The organism is Kaustia mangrovi (genome assembly GCF_015482775.1).
Taxonomy (GTDB): Bacteria; Pseudomonadota; Alphaproteobacteria; order Rhizobiales; family Im1; genus Kaustia; species Kaustia mangrovi.
The window spans coordinates 2,015,383-2,040,615 of the sequence record NZ_CP058214.1 but is presented as its reverse complement, the minus strand read 5'-3'; the positions used below and the strand labels follow the sequence as shown (position 1 = coordinate 2,040,615).

General features: G+C 67.3%; 22 protein-coding genes. 12 read left to right on the top strand and 10 right to left on the bottom strand.

Annotated features, from left to right (window positions below; all coding sequences use genetic code 11):
* Positions 1-20: 20 nt before the first annotated feature.
* The 5 genes from HW532_RS09515 to HW532_RS09495 form a co-directional block, all read right to left on the bottom strand.
* Entirely contained in the window at positions 21-773 is a 753-nt protein-coding gene (locus tag HW532_RS09515; RefSeq protein ID WP_213164140.1) for an amino acid ABC transporter ATP-binding protein, read from the bottom strand.
* Between the two features lie 18 nt (positions 774-791).
* Positions 792-1,883: an amino acid ABC transporter permease gene (locus HW532_RS09510; protein WP_213164139.1), complete on the bottom strand. Its 1,092-nt coding sequence runs from the start codon at positions 1,881-1,883 to the stop codon at positions 792-794.
* A 19-nt stretch (positions 1,884-1,902) separates the two neighbouring features.
* Positions 1,903-3,069 (bottom strand): amino acid ABC transporter permease, encoded by a 1,167-nt coding sequence (locus HW532_RS09505; protein WP_213164138.1) that lies wholly within the window; start codon positions 3,067-3,069, stop codon positions 1,903-1,905.
* 82 nt (positions 3,070-3,151) lie between these two features.
* Entirely contained in the window at positions 3,152-4,195 is a 1,044-nt protein-coding gene (locus tag HW532_RS09500) for a transporter substrate-binding domain-containing protein (RefSeq protein ID WP_213164137.1), read from the bottom strand.
* Between the two features lie 245 nt (positions 4,196-4,440).
* Positions 4,441-4,953: a hypothetical protein gene (locus HW532_RS09495; protein ID WP_213164136.1), complete on the bottom strand. Its 513-nt coding sequence runs from the start codon at positions 4,951-4,953 to the stop codon at positions 4,441-4,443.
* Between the two features lie 272 nt (positions 4,954-5,225).
* On the opposite strand from HW532_RS09495, the gene HW532_RS09490 reads away from it, so the two are divergent.
* The 8 genes from HW532_RS09490 to HW532_RS09455 all read left to right on the top strand — a co-directional run bounded on the left by HW532_RS09490 (position 5,226) and on the right by HW532_RS09455 (position 14,577).
* A complete protein-coding gene (locus tag HW532_RS09490; protein WP_246479784.1) occupies positions 5,226-6,872 on the top strand; it encodes an ABC transporter ATP-binding protein in 1,647 nt (548 codons plus the stop codon).
* Between the two features lie 172 nt (positions 6,873-7,044).
* Positions 7,045-7,527: a MarR family winged helix-turn-helix transcriptional regulator gene (locus HW532_RS09485; protein WP_246479782.1), complete on the top strand. Its 483-nt coding sequence runs from the start codon at positions 7,045-7,047 to the stop codon at positions 7,525-7,527.
* A 36-nt stretch (positions 7,528-7,563) separates the two neighbouring features.
* Complete coding sequence (locus HW532_RS09480) at positions 7,564-8,262, top strand: SDR family NAD(P)-dependent oxidoreductase (protein ID WP_213164135.1); 699 nt, start codon at positions 7,564-7,566, stop codon at positions 8,260-8,262.
* Between the two features lie 2 nt (positions 8,263-8,264).
* A complete protein-coding gene (locus HW532_RS09475) occupies positions 8,265-9,596 on the top strand; it encodes an NAD(P)/FAD-dependent oxidoreductase (protein WP_213164134.1) in 1,332 nt (443 codons plus the stop codon).
* Positions 9,597-9,661: 65 nt separating this feature from the next.
* A complete protein-coding gene (locus tag HW532_RS09470; RefSeq protein WP_246479780.1) occupies positions 9,662-11,332 on the top strand; it encodes a peptide ABC transporter substrate-binding protein in 1,671 nt (556 codons plus the stop codon).
* Positions 11,333-11,392: 60 nt separating this feature from the next.
* Complete coding sequence (locus HW532_RS09465) at positions 11,393-12,343, top strand: ABC transporter permease (RefSeq protein ID WP_213164133.1); 951 nt, start codon at positions 11,393-11,395, stop codon at positions 12,341-12,343.
* 10 nt (positions 12,344-12,353) lie between these two features.
* Positions 12,354-13,241, top strand: a complete 888-nt coding sequence (locus tag HW532_RS09460; protein WP_213164132.1) for an ABC transporter permease — start codon at positions 12,354-12,356, stop codon at positions 13,239-13,241.
* A 13-nt stretch (positions 13,242-13,254) separates the two neighbouring features.
* Positions 13,255-14,577 carry an NAD(P)/FAD-dependent oxidoreductase gene (locus HW532_RS09455; protein ID WP_213164131.1) on the top strand — a complete coding sequence of 441 codons (1,323 nt, stop codon included), beginning with the start codon at positions 13,255-13,257 and terminating at the stop codon, positions 14,575-14,577.
* Positions 14,578-14,583: 6 nt separating this feature from the next.
* On the opposite strand, the gene HW532_RS09450 is transcribed toward HW532_RS09455, so the two are convergent.
* The 4 genes from HW532_RS09450 to rocF form a co-directional block, all read right to left on the bottom strand.
* On the bottom strand, positions 14,584-16,200 hold the full coding sequence (locus HW532_RS09450) for a DUF6212 domain-containing protein (protein ID WP_213164130.1): 1,617 nt from the start codon (positions 16,198-16,200) through the stop codon (positions 14,584-14,586).
* A complete protein-coding gene (locus HW532_RS09445; RefSeq protein WP_213164129.1) occupies positions 16,200-18,257 on the bottom strand; it encodes a glycosyltransferase family 2 protein in 2,058 nt (685 codons plus the stop codon). The genes HW532_RS09450 and HW532_RS09445 overlap by 1 nt, the downstream gene beginning before the upstream one ends.
* A 197-nt stretch (positions 18,258-18,454) precedes the next feature.
* Entirely contained in the window at positions 18,455-19,531 is a 1,077-nt protein-coding gene (locus tag HW532_RS09440) for an ornithine cyclodeaminase (RefSeq protein WP_213164128.1), read from the bottom strand.
* A 2-nt stretch (positions 19,532-19,533) separates the two neighbouring features.
* Positions 19,534-20,469 (bottom strand): arginase, encoded by a 936-nt coding sequence (gene rocF, locus HW532_RS09435; protein ID WP_213164127.1) that lies wholly within the window; start codon positions 20,467-20,469, stop codon positions 19,534-19,536.
* 144 nt (positions 20,470-20,613) lie between these two features.
* Between rocF and HW532_RS09430 the strand changes: the two genes are divergently transcribed.
* Positions 20,614-21,051 (top strand): Lrp/AsnC family transcriptional regulator, encoded by a 438-nt coding sequence (locus HW532_RS09430; RefSeq protein WP_213164126.1) that lies wholly within the window; start codon positions 20,614-20,616, stop codon positions 21,049-21,051.
* 34 nt (positions 21,052-21,085) lie between these two features.
* Here the strand turns inward: HW532_RS09430 and HW532_RS09425 are convergent, their stop codons facing one another.
* The gene (locus HW532_RS09425) at positions 21,086-22,066 is read right to left on the bottom strand and encodes a GlxA family transcriptional regulator (RefSeq protein ID WP_213164125.1); all 981 of its coding nucleotides are present in this window, start codon (positions 22,064-22,066) and stop codon (positions 21,086-21,088) included.
* Positions 22,067-22,146: 80 nt separating this feature from the next.
* Here HW532_RS09425 and HW532_RS09420 point away from each other — a divergent pair, with 80 nt between their 5' ends.
* From HW532_RS09420 to HW532_RS09410, 3 genes are read left to right on the top strand one after another with little or no spacing between them, the layout of a single operon-like run.
* Entirely contained in the window at positions 22,147-23,052 is a 906-nt protein-coding gene (locus HW532_RS09420) for a beta-keto acid cleavage family enzyme (protein WP_213164124.1), read from the top strand.
* Between the two features lie 5 nt (positions 23,053-23,057).
* Positions 23,058-24,062, top strand: coding sequence for a 3-hydroxyacyl-CoA dehydrogenase NAD-binding domain-containing protein (locus HW532_RS09415; protein ID WP_213164123.1), 1,005 nt, complete (start codon positions 23,058-23,060; stop codon positions 24,060-24,062).
* Between the two features lie 7 nt (positions 24,063-24,069).
* Positions 24,070-25,233 (top strand): acyl-CoA dehydrogenase family protein, encoded by a 1,164-nt coding sequence (locus HW532_RS09410; RefSeq protein ID WP_213164122.1) that lies wholly within the window; start codon positions 24,070-24,072, stop codon positions 25,231-25,233.

Below are 25,233 nucleotides of genomic sequence, written 5' to 3'. Positions count from 1 at the left end.
CAGCCGCCGCCCGCTCCGGCTCAATGCGCGAGAATCTGGCTCAGGAACCGCTTTGTGCGGTCGTTTCCGGGTGACGTGAAGAAGCTGGAGGGCGGGGCTTCCTCGACGATCTCGCCATCGGCCATGAACACGACGCGGTCGGCGACCTCGCGGGCAAAGCCCATTTCGTGGGTGACGCAGATCATCGTCATGCCGTCCCGGGCGAGCCCGACCATGACGTCGAGGACCTCCGCGATCATCTCCGGGTCGAGCGCGGAGGTCGGCTCGTCGAACAGCATGATCTCCGGCTTCATGCAGAGCGCGCGCGCGATGGCGACGCGCTGCTGCTGGCCGCCGGAGAGCTCGCCGGGAAACTTCTCCGCCTGCTCGGGGATCTTCACGCGCGTGAGATAGGCCATCGCGGCCTCCTCCGCCTCCACGCGCGAGGCCTTGCGCACGAGCATCGGCGCGAGCGTCAGGTTCTCCAGGACAGTGAGATGCGGGAACAGGTTGAAGGTCTGGAACACCATGCCGACCTCGCGGCGGATCTCCTCGATATTGGAGATGTCGTCATTGAGCTCGGTGCCGAGCACGGTGATGGTGCCGCTCTGGTGTTCCTCCAGGCGGTTGAGGCAGCGGATCATGGTGGACTTGCCGGAGCCCGACGGGCCGCACACGACGATGCGCTCGCCCTTGGCGACCGTCAGGTCGACATTCTTGAGCGCATGGTAGGTGCCGTAGTACTTGTTCACACTCTCCAGCCTGACGGCCGTGTCTGCCGGGCGGGTGGTCATGGGCCCTGTTCAGCCTCCCTAGTTCTTGCCGACGCGCATCACCCGCTCCAGATAGGCGCCGTAGCGCGACAGGCTGAAGGCGAAGGTGAAATAGATCAGCGCGATGAACACATAGACCTCGATATAGGCGAAGCGCCAGTCGCCGGTCCCGTAGGCCGCGTTGCCGGAGGCCATGACCTCGAAGAAGCCGACGATGATGACGAGCGAGGTCTCCTTGAAGGTGATGACGAACTGGCTGATCGTCGGCGGCAGGGCGTTGCGGAAGGCCTGCGGCAGCATGATGCGGCTGACGCGGTGCCAGTAGCTCAGCCCCAGCGCCTTCGCGGCCTCGTCCTGACCCGGCGGGATCGCCTGGATGCCGCCGCGGATGATCTCCGCCTGATAGGCGGCGAAGAACAGCGCGAAACCGAAGATGACGCGGTAGAGCTTGTCGCCCTGGAGCCAGCCCGGCAGCACGAAGGGCAGGACGACGGCCGCGGTGAACAGGATGGTGACGAGCGGCAGCGAGCGCACGGCGTCGATGACGAGGCTCATGGTCCGCGCGATCACCGGCAGTTCGGAGCGCCGCATCAGGGCGAAGACGATGGCGAGCGGCATGCCGACGAGGACGCCGGCGGAGAAGATGAAGACGGTGAGCGACAGCCCGCCCCACTTCGCCTCCGAGACGGGCGCGAGGCCGAACAGGCCGCCGCGCATGAGGATATAGAAGGACGCCATGCCGGCGATCCAGAGGGTGGCGAGGCGTGCCGCGCGCCAGAAGACCGGCATGCACGATGCGATGGCGACCGCGACGATAACGATGCAGGCCGTCGCCGAGCGCCAGTGGAGCTCATGCGGGTAGAGCCCGAACAGGATGAGCCGCCAGCGCGCGTCGATGATCGCCCAGCAGGCTCCCGAGGCCTCGCGGCAGGCCTCCGGTCCGCCGGCGGAGGAGAAGACCGCGTTCAGGACGGCCCAGTCGAGCAGGTGCCAGCCGATCGCAACGATGAGGATGGCGCCCGCGAGCGACATGGCGGCATGGAGCCTGGAGGCGAAGAACGTCTCGCGCAGCCAGTCCCATGCGGCGGGCCTCGCCGTTTCCTGCTGGTCGATGTGGCTGGTGGCGGTCATCTCTGTGCGGCGGCGGCCCCTAGTTGATGTTCTGGCCCTTCAGGGCGATGGACCGGTTGATCCGGTTGAGCACGCTCGACAGCGTGTAGTTGATGGTCAGGAAGCCGGCCATGAGGATGCCGATCAGCTCCATGGTCTGGCCGCTCTGGGTGATCGACACCGCGACCACCATGAAGAAGTCGGCGAACCCGACCGCGATGCCGAGCGTCGTCGCCTTGAGCAGCCACACATACTGGTTGGTCAGCGTTGGCAGGATGGCCCGTATGGCCAGCGGCAGGCGGACCTTGGCGAAGACGTCCCATCCGCTGAGCCCCAGGGACTGTGCCGCCTCGATCTGGCCACGCCGGACCGCGAGGAAGCCCGCGCGGAAGATCTCGGCGAGATAGGCTCCGCCATAGATGGCGATGGCGGTGGCCATGGCGGCAAGCTCCGGGGAAACATTGATGCCGCCCTTGAAATTGAGCCCCTTGAGCTCCGGCAGGGACAGGAGCTGGGTGTCGGGGATGCGCCCGGCGACCAACACGGCCATGACGGCGAGCGCGCCGATGCCGGCGACGGTCCATGACAGCCGCCGGCGCGCCGCTGGTTTCTTGCGCGAGAACCGCCGGCCATGGGCGATCCACAGGGCGAGGACGATGGCCGCGATCCCCGAGACGATGGCGATGAAGGCCGAAAGCCCGGTGACGTTCAGCCCGGGCAGGAACAGGCCGCGCGCGGACAGGAACGCCGTTCCCGCGACGTCGTAGGCTTCGCGCGGGCGCGGCAGATGGGTGTAGACGGCGTACCAGAAGAACACCTGGAGGATGATCGGGATATTGCGGAACGTGTCGACATAGATCGTTCCCAGAGCGTTCATGACGCCGTTCCGCGTCGTGCGCAGGACGGCGACGAGGAGGCCGACAAGGGTCGACAGGGTGAGCGAGATCGCGGCGAGGAACAGCGTGTTGAGCGCCCCGATGAGGAGCGCCTTCCAGTAGGGGTCGCCGAAACCGTAGGGGATGAGCGAGAAGCTGATCGGCCAGCCGGTGGAGCGGAACAGGAAGCCGAAGCCAGAGGTCATGCCCTGGGCCTGCATCGTCTGGCTCGCGGTCACGGCGCCGAATATGACGATGCCGGCGAGCGCGCCGACGAACAGGGCCTGGATGATCCAGTTCCGGGTCTTGCGGAGCTTCAGAACGGCGAGCATTGACCGGCCTTTCGATGGCTGCGCCCCTCAAGGGACGGTATCCGGCACCGGCCGCCCATGGGGGGCGGCCGGCGCCAGCGCGTCAATCCAGCACCAGAGGATAGAACACGCCGCCATCCTTGTAGGTGGCGTTGATGCTGCGGTCGAGCTTGTAGGGCGAGTCCTCGCCCACATTGCGCCGCCAGACCTCGGCGAAATTGCCGAACTTCTTGATCACATTGTAGGCCCAGTCGTCCTCAAGCCCGAGCTGGGCGCCGATGCCGGGCGTCGCGCCGAGCAGCTTGGCGACGGCGGGGCTCGGCGGGTTGGCCTTCATCTCGTCGACATTCTCGCTGGTCACGCCGTTGACCTCGGCCAGCCAGAGCGCGTTGGCGACCCAATTGGCGATATCGACGAAATTGTCGTCGCCCTGGCGCATGCCCATGGCGACCGGCTCGGCGTTCATGACGTCGGGCAGGATCACATGGTCGTCCGGATTGTCGGCCTTCAGGCGCACGGTCGCGAGCACGACGTCCCACTGCGCATAGGCATCGCAGCGCCCCGACAGATAGGCGGCGTCGGTCTCCTCGGTCTTCTCGATGGCCAGGAAGTCCGCCTGGATGCCGGTCGCGGCGGCATATTCGGCCACATAGCGCTCGATGGTCGTGCCGGCGGGCACGCAGATCGTGCCGCCGTCGAGATCGGCGATGCTCTCCGCGCCGAGCTCCTTGCGCGTGAGCATGCGGATCGGGGCCAGCACATAGGGCCGGCTGAACTGGACACCGAGATCGGTGTCGCGGTTGAAGGTCCAGCCCGTCGCCTTGACGATGATGTCGATGTCGCCCGACTGGAGGGCCGGGAAGCGTTGCGCCCAGCCGGTCGGCACGATCTTGAGATGGCCCTCGTCGTCGCCGAAGATGGCGGTCGCGAGCGCCCGGCACAGATCGATGTCGAAGCCGTGCCAGTTGCCCTGGTCGTCGACCTCGGCGAAGCCGAGATAGGATCCGTTGTGGCCGGTGCACAGGAGATGGCCGCGATCCTTGATCGTGGCCAGCGTCTCTCCCGTCTCGGCCTGTGCGGGCCCGCTCAGTGCGGCCGCGCCCCACAGGGCGAGCGTGAGCGCGCCTGCCATTATGCGTTTGAACATGGTTTCAACCTCCCCTCGGTTGGTGTCCGGCCCGGTGCCGTCTGCGCGATATGCTCAGGCGGCGGCGTGCGAGGTCGGACGCTAAGGATTGCAACACGCCTCTCATCGATTTGTTATAAGATATAACAAATCAAACTGCGCGGCAATAAGAGCCGGAGCCGGCGGTTCGGCCTCCCGGAAACGGCGGCTTCCTGCGGGAAATCCACCGGCCTGCCCCGGCGTCGGTCGCGATGCGCGGATCGCGGTCATGACGAGAAATAGATGATCTCGATCGCGCTCAGAACGTCATGGGGCTCCTCGTCATAGGCCTCCGTCTCCACCGTGTCGCGGTCGTCTGCCTCCAGCGAGATCGCCCATCGTCCCGGATGCGGGTTGAGCTTGCAGTCGGGGAAATGCATGTGGTGGTGCCAGCCGATGCCGCGCTCGTGGAGATCGCGCACGCGCGCGACGAGGGGGGATGGCGGCGCGGCCTGCGCGCCGGCGGAACTCGGCGCCTCGTCGAGAACGGCGTCGCCATGCAGGAGCTTCAGGAGCTCCAGATTGGGCTCGCGGGGGCGCTCCGTGGAGAAGGCGACATGGATCTCGTCGCCGGTATTGTCCTCGATGACGAAGGCATAGAGGCCGGGCTTGGGGTTCAGCCGGCAATCGGGGGCGAGAACGTGGATGTGCCACGACCTCTTCTCCTCATGCAGCCGGCGGCCAAGCGCGGTGCAGTCGGCGATCGGGATCTCCCTGTAGGCGAATGCGGGGTCGGTCATCGTCTGTCCTCCGGTGGGCATGCTGGGGCGGAAAGGCCTGGTGTCTCGTTTGTTATATCGAATAACATATAATGGATCGGGTCGGGAATCCGGCACAGCGGCGGGTTGCCGGAGACCGGCGGTGCAAGTGGTATCGTTCTTGCGAGGGCGGGCCGGATGGTGTGCAATGCTGCCGCCCGGCAGGCACGCCGTGCCGCAAAAGGCGCCAGATGCCCATTGCGAGGCCCGCCGGGGTGGCGAGGGAGAACAGGAATGGAGGGGGGCGCCAGACCATGACGCAGCCAGCAGAAGAGATCGTGGACGAGGCCGGCGATATTGCCCTGGCGGTTCGGGGGCTCACCGTCGACCTGCCGGGCGACATGGAACGGTCCCATGCCGTCAGGGACATTTCGTTCGATCTCAGGGCCGGCGAGATCCTCTGCATCATCGGCGAGTCCGGCTCGGGCAAGTCGGTCACGGCCAATGCGGTGATGGGCCTGCTGCCGTCGGCGCTGACGATCGCCGGCGGACGCATCCTCTTCAAGGGAATGGACCTGCTCGAGACCGACGAGGGCACGCTGCGCGACCTTCGCGGACGGGCCGTCTCCATCGTCTTCCAGGATCCGCTCTCCGCGCTCAATCCGCTGATGACGGTCGGCGATCAGATCGCGGAGGCCATGGAGGCGCACAAGGTGGGCACGCCCGCGAGCCGCGCCCGGAAGGTTCTGGAACTGCTCGACGAGGTGGGGCTCCCGGAGCCGGCGCTCATCCAGCACCAGTATCCGTTCCGCCTGTCGGGCGGGCAGCGCCAGCGTGTCATGATCGCCATGGCGCTCGCGCTCGGGCCGGACATCCTGATCGCCGACGAGCCGACCACCGCACTCGACGTGACGACCCAGGCCCAGATCCTCGACCTCATCCGCCGCCTCCAGCAGCGCAAGAAGATGAGCGTGATGTTCATCACGCACGATTTCGGCGTGGTCGCGGAGATCGCCGACCGCGTGGTCGTCATGGAGAAGGGCGTGATCGTGGAGCAGGGCGAGGCCGCCGAGGTCCTCAACCATCCGCGCCATCCCTATACGAAAAAGCTCGTCGCGGCGGTGCCGCGCGTGGCCGGGGACGACCAGCCGGAGCCCGGGGAGGCGCCGGTGGTTCTCGATGTGCAGCATCTGTGCAAGACCTATCACACGACCGGCAACTTCTTCTCCAGGGGCCGTGTCGTGCAGGCGGTCGACGATGTGAGCTTCACTGTGCGCAAGGGCATGACGCTCGGCATTGTCGGCGAGTCCGGCTCCGGCAAGTCCTCGCTGGGGCGCGTGCTCGTCAAGCTGCTCGACAGCGACGGCGGCCGGATCATGTTCGACGGCCGCGATATCGCGCCTCTCTCCGACAACGAGTTCCGCCCGTTGCGACCCCATGTCCAGATGATCTTCCAGGATCCCTATGCCTCGCTCAATCCGCGCCACACGGTCGGGCGCATCCTGACGGTCGGGCCGATGGCGCACGGGCAGTCCGCCCGGGAGGCAAAGGCGAAGGCGCTGCGGTTGCTGAAGCTCGTCGGTCTCGACGAGGGGGCCTATGACCGGTTTCCGCACGAATTCTCCGGCGGGCAGAGGCAGCGCATCGGCATTGCGCGCGCGCTCATGTTCGATCCCGTCCTGCTGGTCGCCGACGAGGCGGTCTCCGCCCTCGATGTGTCCATCCAGGCGCAGATCCTCCAGCTCCTGGCGAAGATCCAGGAGGAGATGGAGGTCGCGATGATCTTCATCACGCACGATTTGCGGGTCGCCAGCCAGATCTGCGACGAGGTCGCGGTCATGTACAAGGGGCGGATCGTCGAATACGGACCGCCCTCGCACATCTTCCGAGCGCCCGCCGACGACTACACGAAGCGGCTCGTTGCCGCGATCCCGGGCAGGGAATGGGAGCCGGCTGCCTAGGAAACGAGCATCTTCGAGGCCTGACCATTTTTGGAGCCGCTGTCGCGAGAAAATAGTTGCGTTTGTCCACTATCGGGCCAATCATTGCCGGCAAGCGGGGATCGCGCCCGGACGGGCGGCCTGCCTGCGAGCCGGAAGGGAGACGCCGGATGCCGTGCCGGAGGGCAGATCTGTGAGCGGCAAGGGAACGCCGCCGACCTCCATCAGGGATGTCGATCTCGACGTCCTCGAGGATACGCTGAGCTTCTATATCAGGAGCATCAACCTGGCCATGTCGCGCGATCTCGACCATCGCCTGGAGGGCATGGACGTCGCGCGCGGTACGGGAAAGATCACCACGCTCCTGCTCGTCGACAGCCATCCCGGGATCCGGCCGTCCGTCATAGCCCAGCTCATTTTGAAGGACCGGTCCGCCATGGGCCGGCTCGTCGACTTCCTGGAAGAACACGGCCTCCTGAGGCGCGAGGTTTCCGCCGCCGACACCCGCGCGCAGGAGCTCTACGTCACCGACAGGGGGGCGGAGCTCGCCCGGCGCGTGCGCGGCATCGTCACCCGGCAGTCGAGCGATTTCTTCGCCGGCATCTCCGAGGAGGACCAGAAGACCGTGCTCGACATTCTGAGAAAGCGATACCGGCAGATCGTCGGGCTCGTATGACCGGCCCGGGCGGCCGAAGAGAAAAGAGGGAGAGACATGACCGGAACGAGAGTGGCCATGATATCGGGCGCCAATCGCGGGATCGGCGCGGCCATCGCGAAGCGCCTGGCGGATGACGGGTGGCTGCTCTCGCTCGGCATGCGCAGCCCCGCCATGCCGGACTGGGCGGCGCGCGACCGTGTCCATCTCTTCGCCTATGACGCGCGCAACGCGCAGGCCGAAGCGGCCTGGGCCGCGGAGGCGCAGGCCGCCTTCGGGCGCATCGACGCCGTGGTCGCCAATGCCGGGATCGTGATCCCGAAGACGGTGATCGAGGCGACCGACGCCGATGTGGACGATCTCATGGCGGTCAATGTCAAGGCGCCGCGCCGGCTGGCGGCGGCCGCCTGGGAGGCTCTGGCGGAAAGCGGCAGGGGGCGGGTCATCGTGATCGCGTCCCTGTCGGGCAAGCGGGTGAAGTCGCCGACCTCGGGCCTGTATTCCATGTCCAAATTCGCCGCCGTTGCCCTGACCCACGGCATTCGCCAGGCCGGCTGGGACCTCGGCATCCGCGCCACTGCCATCTGCCCGAGCTTCGTGGCCACCGACATGGCGCGCGGCCTGACCGACCGCGCCGACAGCGCCATGACCGACCCGGACGACCTCGCGCGTGCCGCATCCATGCTGCTCGACCTGCCCAACGAGGCGAGCGTCGCGGAATTCACCGTCAACTGCCAGTTGGAGGAGTGCTACTAGCCATGCCCGGACCTCGCGTCGTTCCCGTCCACGGGGATGAGGATCTGCCCAGCCGGGTGGATGCCGTCGTGATCGGCGGCGGGATCGTCGGCTGTTCCACGGCCCTGGAGCTTGCCGAGCGCGGTGTCAGCGTCGCCTTGTGCGAGAAGGGCGGCATCGGCCAGGAGCAGTCGAGCCGCAACTGGGGCTGGGTGCGGATCTCCAGGCGCGACCCCCGCGAGGTGCCGCTGATGGCGGAAGCCCTGCGCATCTGGCCGGAGCTCGACCGCCGCACAGGCCGCGATACCGGCTACAGGCGCGCAGGCATCGTGTTCACTTGTGCAGACGACGCCGAATATGAGCGCCATGAGAGCTGGCCGCGGAACCTGCAGGGCTACCAGATCGAGGCGCGGATGCTCACGCCCGCGGAGTTCCGGTCGCTCGTTCCGGGCGCGGAGATGGATATCAAGGGCGCGCTCTACACGCCCGCCGACGGCCGCGCGGAGCCGCAGAAGGCCGCGCCGGCCATCGCCGAGGCCGCCCGCGACAAGGGCGCGGCCATCCTTACAGAATGCGCGGTGCGCGGCATCGAGACCTCCGGCGGCAGGGTCTCCGGCGTCATCACCGAGCGCGGCGCCATCGCGTGCAGCTCCGTCATTCTCGCGGGCGGCGCCTGGTCCAACCTGTTCTGCGGCCTCTACGGGCTCGATCTGCCGCAGCTCAAGGTCATGAATTCCGTCCTGAGGACGAAGCCGCTTGAAGGCGGGCCCGAACAGGCGGTCTGGGCGAACGGCTTTGCCGTGCGCAAGCGCCAGGACGGCGGCTACACCGTGGCCTCGGGCCACGAGAACGTGGTCGATATCGTTCCGAAGTCCTTCCGCTATGCCATGAACTTCCTGCCGGCCCTCAGGCAGGAATGGCGCTCGCTCAACTTCCGCCTCTCCGGCCGCTTCCTCGACGAGGCGCGCATTCCGGGCCGCTGGCGCATGGACGAGGCGAGCCCCTTCGAATATTGCCGCGTGCTCGACCCGAAGCCGTCGGAGAGGCTCTCCAACAGGGCGCTCGCCAACCTGAAGCGCGCCTTCCCGGCCTTCGAGGCCGCCGAGATCGCGCAGCGCTGGGCGGGCTATATCGACGTGACGCCCGATGCGGTGCCGGTGATTTCCGCCGTCGACACCATTCCAGGCTTCCATATCGCGACCGGCTTTTCCGGCCACGGCTTCGGTATCGGGCCGGCGGCGGGCCGGCTCATGGCCGATATCGTCACTGGCCGGCCGCCGGTGGTCGATCCGCACGATTTCCGCTTTTCCCGGTTCTCCGACGGTTCGGAGATCCGGCCGATCAGCGGTTTCTGAAATCCGCCCGCGAAAGAAGGCGGATCGTCAACAGGGGGCACTGGACAAGTGGAGAGGAGGTTGAGATGTCGAAAAACACCGTAAAAGGCGGGGTCGGGCCGACCCGGCGTCAGGCATTGACCATGATGGGGCTCGCCGGCGCGTCCGGTCTCGTGATGCCCGGTCTCCTGGGGAAGGGACAGGCCTTCGCGGCGCCGCCGGACAAGCCGACCGGCCAGGTGATCATCGGGTTCTCGCAGGAGCCCACGGTCTTCAATCCGCACATGCCTCATATCGAGGTCGATGAGGGCATCCATTTCAGCGTCTTCGATCCGCTCTTCGCGGTGAACCCGGAGGGCAAGTTCACCCCGGCGCTCGCCGCGGAGGTGCCCACCGTGGCGAATGGCGGTATCTCCGAGGACGGCCTGAACTGGCGCGTGAAGCTGCGCGACGACGTGACCTGGCACGACGGCACGCCGTTCACCGCTGAGGACGTGAAGTTCACGCTGGAGCTTCTGGTCGATCCGCAGTTCCGCAGCTGGCGGCGGACCGGGCACGATCTCGTCCGCGACATCGAGGTGGTCTCGCCGACCGAGATCACATGGCGCATGGAGAAGCCTTACGCGCCCTATCCCTCGATCCTGGCGGCGACCTTCATCGTGCCGAAGCACATTCTGGAGCCGGAGGCCGACAGGAACAACGCGCCCTTCAACAATGCGCCCGTCGGGACCGGCCCGTTCAAATGGGTGGAGCGTGTCGCCGGCGACCATATCGAGCTTGCCGCCAACGAGGACTATTTCGGCGAAGGGCCCTATCTGGAACGCATCATCTACAAATATATCCCCGATCTGACGGTCCTCTACACGCAGTTCAAGACCGGGGATATCGACGTGATCGGCCTGCAGTGGATCACGCCGGACCACTATGAGGAGGCCAAGGAGCTTCCGGGCAAGGCAGTGGCGGTGGTGCCGTCGGCGACGGTGGAATCGGTCACCTTCAACATGGAACGCCCGCAGTTCAAGGAACTGGCCGTACGTCAGGCGCTCTACCACGCGATCGACAAGGAAACGATCATCGACGCGCTCTATTACGGCCTGCCGGCGCCCACCGAAACCTACATGCCGCAGCAGTCCTTCTACTACAATCCGGACCTGCCCAAGCACGAGTACAGCATCGAGAAGGCCAATGCGCTGCTCGACGAGGCGGGCTGGATGCCGGGCGACGACGGCATCCGCGAGAAGGACGGTGTGCGTCTGTCGTTCTCCAACTCCACGACCGCGGGCAACCATATCCGCGAGCAGGTGCAGCAGTTCATGCAGCAGTCCTTCAAGGAGATCGGTGTGGAGATGACGATCTCCAACCTGCCGCCGGCGGTCATGTGGGGCGAGTACTGGATGATGTCGCAGTTCGACAGCGTCGTGGTCGGCATCAACTTCCTGACCGGCGCCGATCCCGACACGTCGGACTATTTCCGGTCCACCTCCATCGCCGCGCAGGGCGGTGCGGGGCAGAACACCTGGCAGTACGCCAATCCGGAAGTGGACAAGCTCCTGGCGGAGGGCGGACGGCTGTTCGTGCCGGAGAAGCGCAAGGAGGTCTACCTGAAGATCCAGGAGATCATGCGCCACGACCTGCCCTTCCTGCCCATGTTCCAGTACGCCACGGTGCGTGGCCACAAGGAGGGCGTCGAGGGCGTCACGCCCAATGTGAACGTCCGCATCGATTCCTGGAATGTGGGAACCTGGCACTGGGCGTAACGGCCCCAATCGGGGCCCGGCTCGCGCCGGGCCCCGTCATGTCCTTGGGAGACGACAGCCATGCTGCGCTATCTCCTCGCGCGCCTGTGGCAGAGCCTCGTGCTGTTGCTGCTGGTCTCGATCATCGGTTTCGCGGTGCTCAATCTCGCCCCCGGCGGGCCGCTCTCGCAATATGCGCTGACGCCCGGAATGACCCAGGCCGAGCTTGAGCGCATCGCGCACCAGATGGGCCTCGACCGGCCCCTGCCCGTCCAGTATCTCGACTGGTTCTGGAACCTCCTGCAAGGCGACTGGGGGCGCTCCTACCGCGACAACAGGCCGGTGCTGGAGGTGATTGGCGGCCACCTCTTCGCCACGCTCCTGCTCATGGGCTCGTCGACGGCGCTGTCCATCGCCATCGGAACCTGGGTGGGCGTGAAGGGCGCGACGAAGCGCTATTCCATGTTCGACTACGCCGCGACGGTGGGTGCCATGGTGGCCCTGTCGATCCCGACCTTCTGGTTCGGCCTCGTCGCCATCTACATCTTCTCGCTCAAGCTCGGCTGGCTGCCGGCGGGCAACATGTACACCATCGGCGACGGCTCGCTCGGCGACTACGCCATCCATCTCATCATGCCGACGGTGGTGCTCGCGCTCGTCAATGTGGCGGTGTGGAGCCGTTATATGCGCACCGCCACGCTCGACGTCATCAACCAGGATTTCGTGCGAACGGCCAAGGCCAAGGGGCTCGCCTGGCGCCGCGTGCTCTTCAAGCACGTCATCCGCAACGCGCTCCTGCCCATGATCACGCTCGCCGGGCTGCAGATCCCGACCATCCTGTCCGGCGCGCTCGTCACCGAGACGGTCTTCACATGGCCGGGTATGGGCCGGCTGTTCCTCGACAGTCTCGGCTACAACGACTACCCGGTGGTCATGGGGCTGCTCATGTTCTCCGCGATCCTCGTGCTGATCGGCAATCTCCTTGCCGACCTGCTCGTCGCCGTCGCCGATCCGCGCATCAGGCTTGGTTAGGGAGGAAGCGATGTCGACCCCGTTGTCACAGACCGCACAGGCCGAGCGGACCCGTTGGTGGCAGAGCAGGACGGTGCGCCGCTTCGCCCGCCACAGGCTCGCCGTGCTGGGCGTGGTCCTCATCACGCTCTTGACGCTTGCCTGCGTGATCGGGCCCCATCTCCTGCCCTTCGACGAGCTCTATATCGATCTGAGGGCGCGTTTTGCGCCGCCGCTCACCGGTTCGCACATTCTCGGCACCGATCCGCTCGGGCGGGATATCGCGGCGCGTCTGTTCATGGCGGGGCGCATCTCGCTGCTCGTGGGCTTCGCGGCCATGCTGCTGTCGACGGCCATCGGCACGGCCATCGGCATCGTGGCCGGTTATTATGGCGGGCGCATCGGGGCCGCGCTCATGCGCTTCGTCGACGCCTTCCTGTCGTTTCCGAGCATCTTCCTGCTGCTCGCGCTCGCCGCCTTCATCAAGCCGAGCCCGATCATGATCACGGTCATCATCGCGGTGACGAGCTGGATGGAGATCGCGCGCATCGTGGAGGCGGAGGTGCGGTCCTTGCGCGAGCGCGACTTCATGCTGGCTGGCCGCATGCTGGGGCTGAGCAGCCGCACCATGATGCTTCACGAGCTCTTGCCCAACGCCATCGGCCCGATCATCGTGGCCGCTACCCTCACCGTCGCACGCGCGATCCTGCTGGAGGCCTATGTGAGCTTCCTCGGCTACGGCATCCAGCCGCCGCTGCCGAGCTGGGGCAACATGCTGAACGGCGCCCAGCAATATCTCGCCAGCGCACCGTGGCTCGCCATTGTGCCGGGCGTGACGATCACCCTGGCCGTGACCAGTTTCAACTTCATCGGCGACGGCCTGCGCGATGCGCTGGACGCGCGCAGCGACCTTCATTGAGGAGTGCCGGGGCATGCCCAAGTTCTCACCCTTCGAGGAGACGCTCTGGTACGCCACCGCGGCGCCGCCCGCCGATACCGCACCGCTTCAGGGCACCGTGCGCGCCGATGTGTGCGTGGTGGGCGGCGGCTATACCGGCCTTACCACCGCGCTCGAACTCGCCCGGGCCGGCGTGCGGACCGTTCTCCTGGAGGCGCAGGAGATCGGCTTCGGCGGATCGGGCCGCAATGCCGGCCATTGCACACCGACCTTTACCCATTACAGCCTGGCCGAGCTCTCCGGGGTTCTGGGCGAGCCGTGGGCGCAGCGGCTGATCGCGCGCCAGACGCAGGCCAACAGGCGCGTTGCCGACATGGTCGCGCGTTACGACATCGACTGCGAGTGGCAGCAGAACGGCTATGTCATGGCCGCGCACACGCCGACGGCCCTTCCGGGGCTGGAGGCCAAGATGGCCGAATACAACGCCGTCGGCGCGGACACCCGCATGCTCGACCGGGCGGAAGCGGAGGCGATGACCGGCAGTCCGCGTTTCCATGGGGCCTGGTTTCATGCCGAGGGCGGACATCTCAATCCGCTGGGCTATGCGCGCGGGCTCGCCCGGGCGGTGATGGCGGAGGGTGGCATCGTCCATACCGGCTCGCCGGTGCGCGGCGTGACGGCGCGGGGCGGTGCCTGGGCTGTGGAGGCCGGCGAGGGCACGGTCGTGGCCGACAAGGTGATCTTCGCGACGGGCGCCTATACGGTCGGCGGCTGGCCGGGGCTCGACCGGACCTTCCGCATCATGCGCGTCTTCGTCGCCGCGACCGAGCCGCTGACGCCGGAGGAGCGTAAATCCGTCCTGCCGCACAACACCACCATCCATGACGGGCGTGGCGACATCTATGTCTACAAGTACAATGCGGAAGGCCGCATCGTCGCCTCGATGTTCCCCATGGGCCGGCGCGGGCGCGACCTCGCCTTTACGCGCCGGGTGATGACCGACCGGCTGCGCTGGCTCCATCCCCAGATCGCCCGCGATCCCGAATGGGAGTATCTCTGGTTCGGCGAGCTCGACATGCAGCGGCGCACCGTGCCGCGCTTCTACAGCCTTGCGCCGGGTGTCGTGGCGGTTACCGGCCTGTCGGGGCGCGGCGTTCCGACCGGCAGCATGCTCGGCGGCATTCTTGCGGAATGGGCGCGGGACGTGCCGGAGAAGGACCTGGCGCTCAGGCTCGAGCCCCTCGCGCCGGCACAATTCTACATGTCCTTCGCCCCGCAGATGATGCTGCGTTACTACCGCGTCCGGGACTGGGCGAAGACGAAGCTCGCCGGCGCCGCCCTGCCGCCCCATGCGTGAGGGACGTCAGCGCGCGTCCGGGACGCCGGCTCCGGCCATCGCAAGCGGTGGTGTGTCGCCGGTCGAGGGGGGCGTGCCGTGGACTCCGGCGTCGACGGGAAGGGCGGGGGGCGTCGCCCAGGCCGTGCCCGTATGGATCTCGGTCTCGAAACGCCGGAACACGACCCGGGCATAGCGGATCGATCCGCCCTTCGGCAGGCGCGTGAGGAGATGCACGTCGACGGGTGCATCGGTCGGTTCGGCAAGGCGTGCGTTCAGCCGGTGACCTTTGAGCGGCACGTCGAGCTCCTCCCAATCGCTGATCCCCAGCGCGCCCTCGCCGCGTTCGGCCGCATCCACGTCCGAGCCGTGCGGCATCACCACGAGGCGGGCTCCGAGCCCCCTGGTCTGGCAGCGCGTGTCGTCGATGACCGCCTCGCAGGAGACGGCGGTGAGGCCGGCGGTCGGCGGCAGCGCGAAGGCGGCGGCCGATGGCGTGGTGCGGAGCGGCCGGAGCAGGATCTCGCCGGGTTCCGAATAGCCGAAGCAGGGGAAGCCGGCCGTGATCTCGCGGGTGAGCCGCACGCCGGCGAGGACATCGTCCGCAACGGCGATGACGGGATTGACGGATGCCGCCTGCGATCCGGACAGGCTCTCCGCCGCCCGCTGACCCGGATATCCGCCCCATATCCTGAAGGCGAGCATGCGGGCGGGCGATGCGGGGTCGCCGGGCTGGCCCGGCCCGGACAGGCGGTATTCCCTCAGAAGACCCGTCGGGCAGATCGACAGGCGCGCGGGCTCGCCGCCGTCGCACGACACGGTGAGATCGAGCGCGCGCAGGGAGCGGCTGGAGGCCTGCTCCAGCCGCAATGGCAGCCAGCCGGCTTTCAGCGTTTCCGCGGGCAGGACCCATCGGGCGAGTGTCAGGCCGGAATCGGCGCTGGTCAGCGCAATGCGCAACGTGGCGGATCCGGGATGCGTCACGAAGAGATCGACGCCCGCAAGGCCGCGGGCCGAGACGGGCAGGCGCTGGACCAGCGCGGCCGCGCCATCGCGCGGTGCGTCCGGGCCGTCGGCGCGGGGGGCGGCGATGTCGCCCTCCGGTGGCGGGCTCTTCACGACGAGACGCGGCGGCGACAGGCGCAGATTGTCGATCAGCTCCTCGATCTCGGGCGGAATGCGCACCTCCTCCTCCAGGCATTGGCGCAGCGTGGCGAGATCGCGGTTGAGGAGCGCATTGTCGTGCTCCAGCCCGTCCGCCCTGGCCAGTGCGGCGTCGAGAAGCGTGCGGTCGAGAGCGGCCCTGTCGTCGCGTATGACGGCGGGCAGCGACGCCTCGCCCCCGGCCCGCGCCCACCACGCCAGGAGCGCGTCGACCATGCCGGCCTCTCCCGGGGCCGGAAGCCAGAGTGCCCACACATTGGCCGGCGGGATCTCGAGCGGCAACGTGCCGGTCCGATCCGACGGGGGATCGCACGGGTCGTGGATGACGGCCGTGCCGTCCGGCGCGGGGCGGAGGGCCAGCCAGCGCAGACGCCCGCCATGGGGCTCGGGGACTGTCGCGCCCGGTTGCGGCGTGAAGACCATCGCCTTGGGCGTCGCCTCGTAAAGGGCGGTGAAGATCGCTCGGTCGGTGTGCAGCATCACATCAGGGCCGGTTCGTCTGTTGCGTTGGTCGTTTCCTGGGGCTCCGCCCGGTCGGGCGCGGGCAGCAGGCGGAGCTTGCCGTGTGGAATCCCGAGCGCGCGGCAGAGATGCCACATGCGCTCCTCCGTCACGATGACGCCGTCATAGGCGGCCTCGAAGGCGGTGCAGCCATGGACCATGTCGCTTGGTGTGCGGCGGTCGTCGCCATGTCCGAGATAGGCCCAGGTCTTCACCTTGAATGTCCTGAGGCGCCCCATCACGGTGTGCGCCAGATCGCCGTCCACCGATATGACGAGCTGGTGGTTGGCGAGCGTGGCAAGCGTGTCGTCGGCCTCGTATCCTCCGGGCCGCGGTGCGCTGGTCGCGAAATATCGCCGGCGCTCCATCGGCGCGAGCGTCGGCTGGAGGCAGTCGAGGGGAAGGCCGACGATCTCCGCAAACCCGTCGAGGGCGTCGGCGGGGCCGCCGATCTCCTGGCCGAGCACGACGAGGTCCACCGTCCAGCCCTCGCTCTTGAGGTTGCGGCACAGGCTTGAGGCCGCGGCGAGAGTGCGCTCTCCGCCCGTTTCCACCACGAGGGCGGCCCGGCGCCCATTGTCCTGTGCGGTGCAGGGCAGAAGCGAGGGCAGGCCGAAGAGGTGGGGGTAGACATCGCCCGGCGAGGCGGGGCGGGCGCGGTAGCGGTCGTGCGGGGCCTGCCTCCACAGGTTCCTGTACTGGCGGGCCGCCGTGTCGAGCAGGGCATGCTGGAGATCGGCGAGGGCGCCCGCCGCGTCGCAGTCGGCGAGCGGCGCGGTTTCGAGGCCCGCTATCGCGGCCTCCAGGAAGAGGCCGTGGAGAAGCTTGTGCGACTGGGCGGCAAGCCCCTGGAGGGCATGGTCCGATGTGACGCTGGCGAGCAGGGCGCCGGCGTCCGCCGCCACGATATGGACGTCGCCGGTCGGCGTGATGGGCGAGGCCTGGTCGGCGCCGACGGGAATGCGCGTGCTCGTCCAGCCGAACCGCTGGCCCGGCGCCGGCTCGCGGAATGTCACGGTGACGAGGGCCGCGCGCCTGAGGGCACATTCCAGCATCCACAATGTGCCCGTCAGCATGCGCAGCCCGGCGAGCGCGCCGAACAGCGCCTCGTCCATGACGGCGAGATGGCCGGGGCACCGGCCGTATCCGGGCCTCTCCATGGCGTGCAGCAGGCGTTCCAGATAGGCCTCCCGATCGACGATCTCGCGGCTGCCTGCCGTGACCATGAGGCTCACCCGGTCGGTGTCGGGGTGATAGACGGCGTAGCGCGCGCTCGTCGCGATCTCGGTCTGGAGCACGGCGGCGGGCGTGAACAACGCCGGGTGGCGGGCATGCAGATAGGACAGGATCGGGGCGAGATCGCGTTCGGCGGCCGCCAGCATGCTCTCGCCGCGGCGCCGGTAGCGGAAGCCGGCATCGGGCACATGGACGCCATGAAACCCCTTCTCCAACCCCTGCATCCAGAATTCCCAGTCTTCCAGGCCCTTGCGCATGTTGGTGTCGAACCGGCAGCCGGCATCGAGCAGGCGCCGCGAGGCCATGCTGCCTGCTTCCGTGATGTTGCGGAACAGGTGCTCGAGTGGCGAATAGGGGCCTGAGGTATCGCCGAACTCGGCGAAGCCGAACTTGTCGATATCCGTGTAGGCCCAGCCCGTGCGGGCATCGCCCGAGCGCAGCCCGTCGAGCAGCCGCTGGAGGAGGTGCGGCCCGATGCGGTTGTCGCTGTCGAGGAAGTAGACCGCCTCGAGCGCGGGGAAGGCGCCGAGCGCGAAGTCGATGCCGCTGTTGCGGGCCGCGCTCAGCCCGCCATTGCGTTTCTCCAGATAGAAGATGCGCCCGGGATTGGCGCGCGCCGTCGACAGGCAGATCCGCCGCGTGTCCGGGTGCGGGCAGCCATCGTTGACGACGACGATCGCGTACCGGAAATCGGTGTGCTGGCCAAGAGCGCTTTGAAGCGCCTCGCAGAGCAGCGATGGCTGCCCGTAGGCCGGAATGACGACCGCGACCCTTACGGCCTCCGTGCCGGAACCGGTCACGGTCCTGTCTTCGTTCCGCATCGCCCGGCGCCCCGCCGCCATTTGATGTCCCAGAGTAATGATGATCGGTGATACTCAGGGAGTATGACCAAAACAAGACTAATAAATTTGTATTAAATACTTAAAATATTGACTCCTTGATACTGCAACTATCGGGCCGTATGCAGGTTTCCATTCAATATTATATCGATTTTGAATCAGATTCCGTTGGCGGCGCGAGGGGCGGGCGATGCGGCACGCATCACCATGCCGAACAGGTCACGCGGGTCGTCCGGGTCGGCGAGCAGGTCGAGCGCGTCGAAATGGGGAACCGTCTCGAGAAGCGCGCGGACATAGCGAAGGGCGGAGAAATCCTCCACCGCGAAGCCCACGGAATCGAACAGCGTGATCTGCTCGCGTGCCGTGCGTCCGGGCGCCGTACCGGCGATGACCTGCCACAGCTCGGTGACCGGATGGTCGGGGTCGAGCTGCTGGATCTCGCCCTCGATCCGCGTCTGCGGGGGGTATTCGACGAAGATCCCGGAGCGCTTCAGGATATCGGGATGGAGCTCCGTCTTGCCCGGGCAGTCGCCGCCCACGGCGTTGATGTGAAGCCCCGATCCGACCATGTTGTCGGTCAGAATCGTCGCATATTGCTTGTCGGCGGTGACGGTGGTGACGATGTCGGCGCCCTCCACCGCCTCCTGCGGTGTGGCGCAAATCGACAGGTCGATGCCGCGGCCCGCGAGGTTGCGTGCGCAGCGCTCGCTGGCCGAGCGGTCGATATCGTGGAGCCTGACCCGGTCGATGCCGAGGAGCGCTCCGAAGGCGAGCGCCTGGAACTCCGACTGCGCGCCATTGCCGATGATCGCCATGGTGCGCGCGGACGGCGGCGCGAGATGCTTCGCCGCGAGCGCCGACATCGCCGCGGTGCGCAGGGCGGTGAGGATGGTCATTTCCGAGATGAGCACGGGATAGCCGTTGTCGACGCCGGCCATGACGCCGAAGGCGGTGACGGTCTGGCGACCGTCCCGCGTGTTCCTGGGATGGCCGTTGACATATTTGAAGCCATAGGCCTCGCCGTCGCTGGTGGGCATCAGCTCGATCACGCCCTCGCGCGAATGGGAGGCGATGCGCGGCGTCTTGTCGAAGCGCTCCCAGCGCCGGAAATCCTCCTCGATATAGCCGGCAAGCTCGGCGAGAAAGCGCTCGATGCCGACCGCATGGACGATCCGCATCATGTTCTCCACGCTGACGAAGGGGACGAGGGCGAGCTCGGAAGGCGCATGGGCCATGATCAGAAACTCCTTGTGGGGCGGGCGGTGGCGGGGCGGCGCTCGATGCGGCGGCCCATGAGGTCTGCGACGAGGTCGACGATCAGCCTCGCCGTGCGGCCGTCCCCGTCGAGGACGGGATTGAGCTCGACGAGATCGAGGCTCGTCACGAGGCCTGCCTGCGACAGCAGCGCCATGACGAGACGGGCCTCGTCGAGGGTCGCGCCGCCGGGCACCGCGGTCCCGACGGCGGGTGCGATCCCGGGGTCGAGGAAATCCACGTCGAGGCTGACATGGAGAAGCCCGTCCTCGCGGGCGATGCGGGCGAGAAAGTCGCCGATGGGCGTTGCGGCGCCATGCCGGCGGATGGCGCGCATGTCGTGGACGGTGACGCGGGCGGCGTTAAGCGCGTCGCGCTCGGCAGGGTCGACGCTGCGGATGCCGAACAGGCAGATGCGCTCGGGATCGACGGTCGCCGGAAGGTCGGGAAGATAGCCGGCAAAGCCCGGCCGTCCGGCGGCATAGGCGAGCGGGATGCCGTGAAGATTGCCGCTCGTTGTCGTCTCGAGCGTGTGGAAGTCGGGATGGGCGTCGAGCCACAGCACGAAGAGCGGTCTCCCGGCGGTCTGCGCGCGCCGGGCGAGGCCGGCAAGCGTTCCCGCCGAGATCGAATGGTCGCCGCCGAGAAAGATGGGCATGGCGCCGTCGCTCGCCGCGTAGGCGGCTTCCGACAGCGCTTCCGTCCAGGCCGCGATCTCCGGCAGGGCCTTAAGCGCCGTATTGCCGTGAGAGATGGCGCGGAGCGGGCGCCGCTCGATCCGTCCTGCGTCGGCGACACGGTGGCCGAGGCCGGAAATCGCGTCGATAAGTCCGGCTGCGCGCAGCGCGCCCGGCCCCATGTCGCAGCCCGCTCGACCGGCGCCGTCCCGAACGGGGGCATCGATGATCGTGCAATGCATCGGCAACACTGTCCCGGTTTGCAAAAGCTATGGTTCATCGAACCCCGGGGCGGCGGCAAAGTGAACGGTCGAATTTGGCAAAAATGCCGAATAGGCTTATCATTATGGAGTAATACGCTGCCGTTTTGAGTGAATAGTTCGGACATGGACTCTCTCGACGAGAAGCTCGTCACGCTCCTGCGCCACGATGCGCGGCGCAGCATCTCCGATCTCGCCTTGGCGCTCGGCGTTTCCCGGGCGACGGTGCGTTCGCGCATGGAACGCCTGGAACGGGCGGGCGAGATCGTCGGCTACACGGTCATCCTGCGGGCCGATGCGGTCGACCAGGCGGTGCGCGGCATCATGCTGATCGCGGTCGAGGGTCATGCCGCCGACCGCGTGATCTCCGCCCTTGGGGGGTTCCCCGAGGTGGCGACCGTGCACACGACCAATGGCCGGTGGGACCTCGTGGCCGAGCTCGGGACGTCGTCGCTCGCGGAGTTCGATGCCGTGCTGCGCCGGGTCCGCCTCATTCCGGGCATTACCGGCAGCGAGACGAGCCTGCTGCTGGCAACGCCGCGCAGCACGAAGGCGCGGCTGTGAGGGAATTGCCATGCTCGATGGTTGCGGCGCCGGCCTATTTTCGGCGCAATGCGCTGGGGCTTGTGCCGAAGGCCTTGCGGAAGGCGCGGGTGAAGGAGGCGGCGGAGGAGAAGCCCGTGCGCGCGGCGATGTCGGCGAGCGGAATGCGTGAATCGCGCACAAGCCGCCGCGCCGCGTTCAGCCGCAACCTCAGATAATAGGCTCCGGGCGTTTCGCCGAGCGCCTGCCTGAACAGGGTCTCCAGAGTGCGCGCGGTGATGCCCTGCCGTGTGGCGATGGCCGCGGTGGTGAGCGGCGCGTCGACAGTCGCCTCCATCATCCTGACCGCGCCGGCGAGGCGGGGGTCGTAGGCATCGAGCCGGCCGAGCGAGACGAGCGGCTGGGCGTCGCCCGCCGCGCGCGCCTCGTCATAGATGAAGACGCTGGAGACATCGAGCGCGGTGGCGATGCCGAGCCGGGTGCGGATGAGGTGCAGCATGAGGTCGAAGGTCGGCGAGGCCCCGCCGGCGGTGAAGAAATTGCCGTCGACCACATAGCGGTCGGGCCGGAAGCGGATCTCCGGAAAGGTTGTCGCGAACTCCTCGAAATCTTCCCAATGGGTGGTGGCGGCGTGGCCGTCGAGCAGGCCGGTGCGGGCGAGGATCCAGGTGCCCGCCTCGATGCCGCCGGCCATGCGGGCGGAAGCCGCCGCCTTCCGGATGCCGGCGAGGACGGTGCTTTCGGTGAGGACATCCGCGCCGAAGCCGGCGATGATCGCGAAGATGTCCGACGGCGCGGTCGGGTCGAAGGCGCCGTCGACGGCGATAGGTAGGCCGCAGGTGGTCATCGCGGGCTCGCCGTCGAGGGACACGATGCGCCAGGAGAAGACCTGCCGTCCGGCGATCCGGTTGGCAGCCCGAATCGGGTCGAGCGCGGAGGCGACACACATGACCGACAGGCCGGAGCAGACGAGGAACGTCACCGCGATCGGCGAGGAATCCGCGACGAAGATTGGTTCTTTTTCGTAAAGTGTCATTATTATTTCGTAATTCGCAAAGCATCGAGACGCAAGTCCGACATGATCTTGGGGAAAGCCAACAGGAGGGACAGCAAGCCATGGGCCTCACACCGAGCCGCGATGTCTTCATCACCTGTGCCGTGACCGGTTCGGGCGATTCGACGGGCCGCTCCGACAAGGTGCCTGTCACGCCGCGCCAGATCGCCGATGCCTGCATCGAGGCCGCGCAGGCCGGCGCCGCCATAACCCATATCCATGTGCGCGATCCCGAGACCGGCAAGCCGTCCCGCGAGGTGGCGCTCTACGAGGAAGTCGTGGAGCACATCAAGGCCTCGGGCGTCGACATGGTCCTGAACCTCACCGCCGGCATGGGCGGCGACCTGACGCTCGGCTCCGTGGAACAGCCTTTGCCGCCGGCGGATGAGGGCACCGACATGATCGGCGCGGAAGCCCGGCTCGAGCATGTGGCGCGGATCCTGCCGGAAATCTGCACGCTCGATTGCGGCACGATGAATTTCGGCGAGGGCGGCTATGTGATGACCAACACGCCCTCCATGCTCCAGGCGATGGCCGGACGCATCAAGGAGCTCGGTGTCCGGCCTGAGGTGGAGGTCTTCGATACCGGGCATCTGTTGCTTGCCAAGTGGCTCCACGGACAGGGCCTTCTCGACGATCCGGTCATGGTGCAGCTGTGCATGGGCATTCCCTGGGGCGCGCCGGACGATATCCCGACGCTCATGTCGCTCGTCGCCAACCTGCCGGAGGACTGGACGTTCTCCGCCTTCTCCATCGGCCGCAATCAGCTTCCCTATGCCGCGATGGCGGTGCTTGCCGGCGGCAATATCCGGGTCGGGCTGGAGGACAATATCTGGCTGAAGAAGGGCGTTCTCGCGACCAACGGCCAGCTCACCGAGCAGGCGGTGAAGACCGCGCAGGGTATGGGCTGCCGGATCATGGGACCGGACGAGGTCCGCGAGAAGATGAAGCTCGTCAGGCGCTGGTGACCGCGGTGAGACCAATCGACAAGGCCGCCTGCATCGGCGGCGGCGTGATCGGGGCGGGCTGGGTCGCCCGTCTCGCCTTCAACGGCATCGATGTCGCCATCTACGATCCCGCACCCGATGCGGAGGAGAAGGTCGCGGCGGTGCTCGCCAACGCCCGGCGCGCCTATGACAGGCTCACTTCCGCGCCCCTGCCGCCCGCCGGCACGATCACCCATGCGAAGAGCATCGCGGAGGCCGTGGCCGATGCGGGCTGGATCGTGGAGGCTGTGCCCGAGCGCGTCGACATCAAGCATGCCGTCTATGCCGAGATCGAGGCGGCCGCGTCCGGGGAAACGATCATCGCGTCCTCGACCTCCGGCATTATGCCGAGCGATCTGCAGGAGGCCATGGCGACGCCCGGGCGCCTGCTCGTGGCCCATCCCTTCAACCCGGTCTATCTCCTGCCGCTCGTGGAGGTCGTCGCCGGCGAGCGCACGGCGCCCGAAGCGGTGGAGGAGGCCATGGCGTTCATCGCCTCGCTCGGCATGAAGCCCTTGCGTATCCGCAAGGAGATCGAGGCCTTCGTCGCCGACCGGATGCTGGAGGCGGTCTGGCGCGAGGCGCTGTGGCTCGTGAAGGACGGGGTTGCCACGACGGAGGAGGTCGACGACGCCATCCGCTACGGCTTCGGGCTTCGGTGGGCGCAGATGGGCCTGTTCGAGACCTATCGGGTCGCTGGCGGCGAGGCGGGCATGCGCCATTTCCTGGCGCAGTTCGGCCCCTGTCTCAAATGGCCGTGGACGCGGCTCACCGACGTGCCCGACTTCGACGACGAACTCGTCGAACTCATTGCCGGACAGTCGGACGACCAGTCCGGCCATCTCTCGATCCGCGAGCTCGAACAGGCGCGCGACGACAATCTGGTGGCGATCATGAAGGCATTGAAGGGCAATGACTGGGGCGCGGGCCGGACGCTCGCCGCCTATGAGACAGCCCTTGCCGATGCCGCGGCCAAACGCGAAGCGGAGTGAGGCGGCGATGGATTTCGCACTGACGGAAGAACAGCGCCTGATCGTCGAGACGACCCGTGCCTTCGTGGAGAACGAGCTCTATCCCCACGAGATGGAGGTGGAGCGCACGGGCCGGCTCAGGCCGGAGCTCGTCGAGGAACTCAAGGCCAAGGCCATCGAGGCCGGGCTCTATGCCGCCAACATGCCGGAGGAGGCGGGCGGCGCGGGCCTCGATACGCTCACCTGGCTGCTCTACGAGAAGGAGCTCGGCCGGGCGAACTACGCGCTCCACTGGACCTGCGTGGCGAGGCCGTCGAACATCCTCATGGCCGGGACGCCCGAACAGAGGGAGAAGTATCTCTTCCCCTGCGTTCGCGGCGAGAAGGCCGATTGCCTGGCGATGACGGAGCCCGGCGCGGGCTCCGACCTGCGCGGCATGAAGACGACCGCGGTGCGCGATGGCTCCGACTGGGTGATCAACGGCACCAAGCATTTCATCAGCCATGCCGAGGAGGCCGACTTCACCATCCTGTTCGCCGCGACCGGCGAGGAGGAGACGCCGCGCGGCCCCCGCAAGCGGATCACGGCCTTCTTCGTTGACAAGGATCGTCCGGGCTTCGAGGTGAGTGCCGGCTACCGCAATGTCTCCCATCGCGGCTACACCAACGCCATCCTGACCTTCGACGATTGCCGCGTGCCGGAGGATGCCGTGCTCGGCGAGGTCCACAAGGGCTTCGAGGTGGCCAATTCCTGGCTCGGCGCGACGCGGCTGCAGGTGGCCGCCACCTGCCTCGGCCGCGCCGAACGCGCCATGGCCCATGCGGTCGACTGGGCGGCGACGCGGCATCAGTTCAACCAGCCCATCGGCAAGTTCCAGGGTGTCTCCTTCAAGCTCGCCGACATGGCGACGGAGATGAAGGCGGCGGAGCTCATGGTGCTCGAGGCCGGGTGGAAATACGACCAGGGCACCGTCACCGATTCCGACATGGCCATGGCCAAGCTCAAGGCGACGGAGATGCTCGCCATGGTCGCCGACGAGGCGATCCAGATCCATGGTGGCATGGGGCTCATGGACGAGCTGCCGCTGGAGCGTATCTGGCGCGACGCGCGCATCGAGCGCATCTGGGAGGGGACGAGCGAGATCCAGCGCCATATCATCTCCCGCGCGTTGCTGAGACCGCTCGGAGCATAA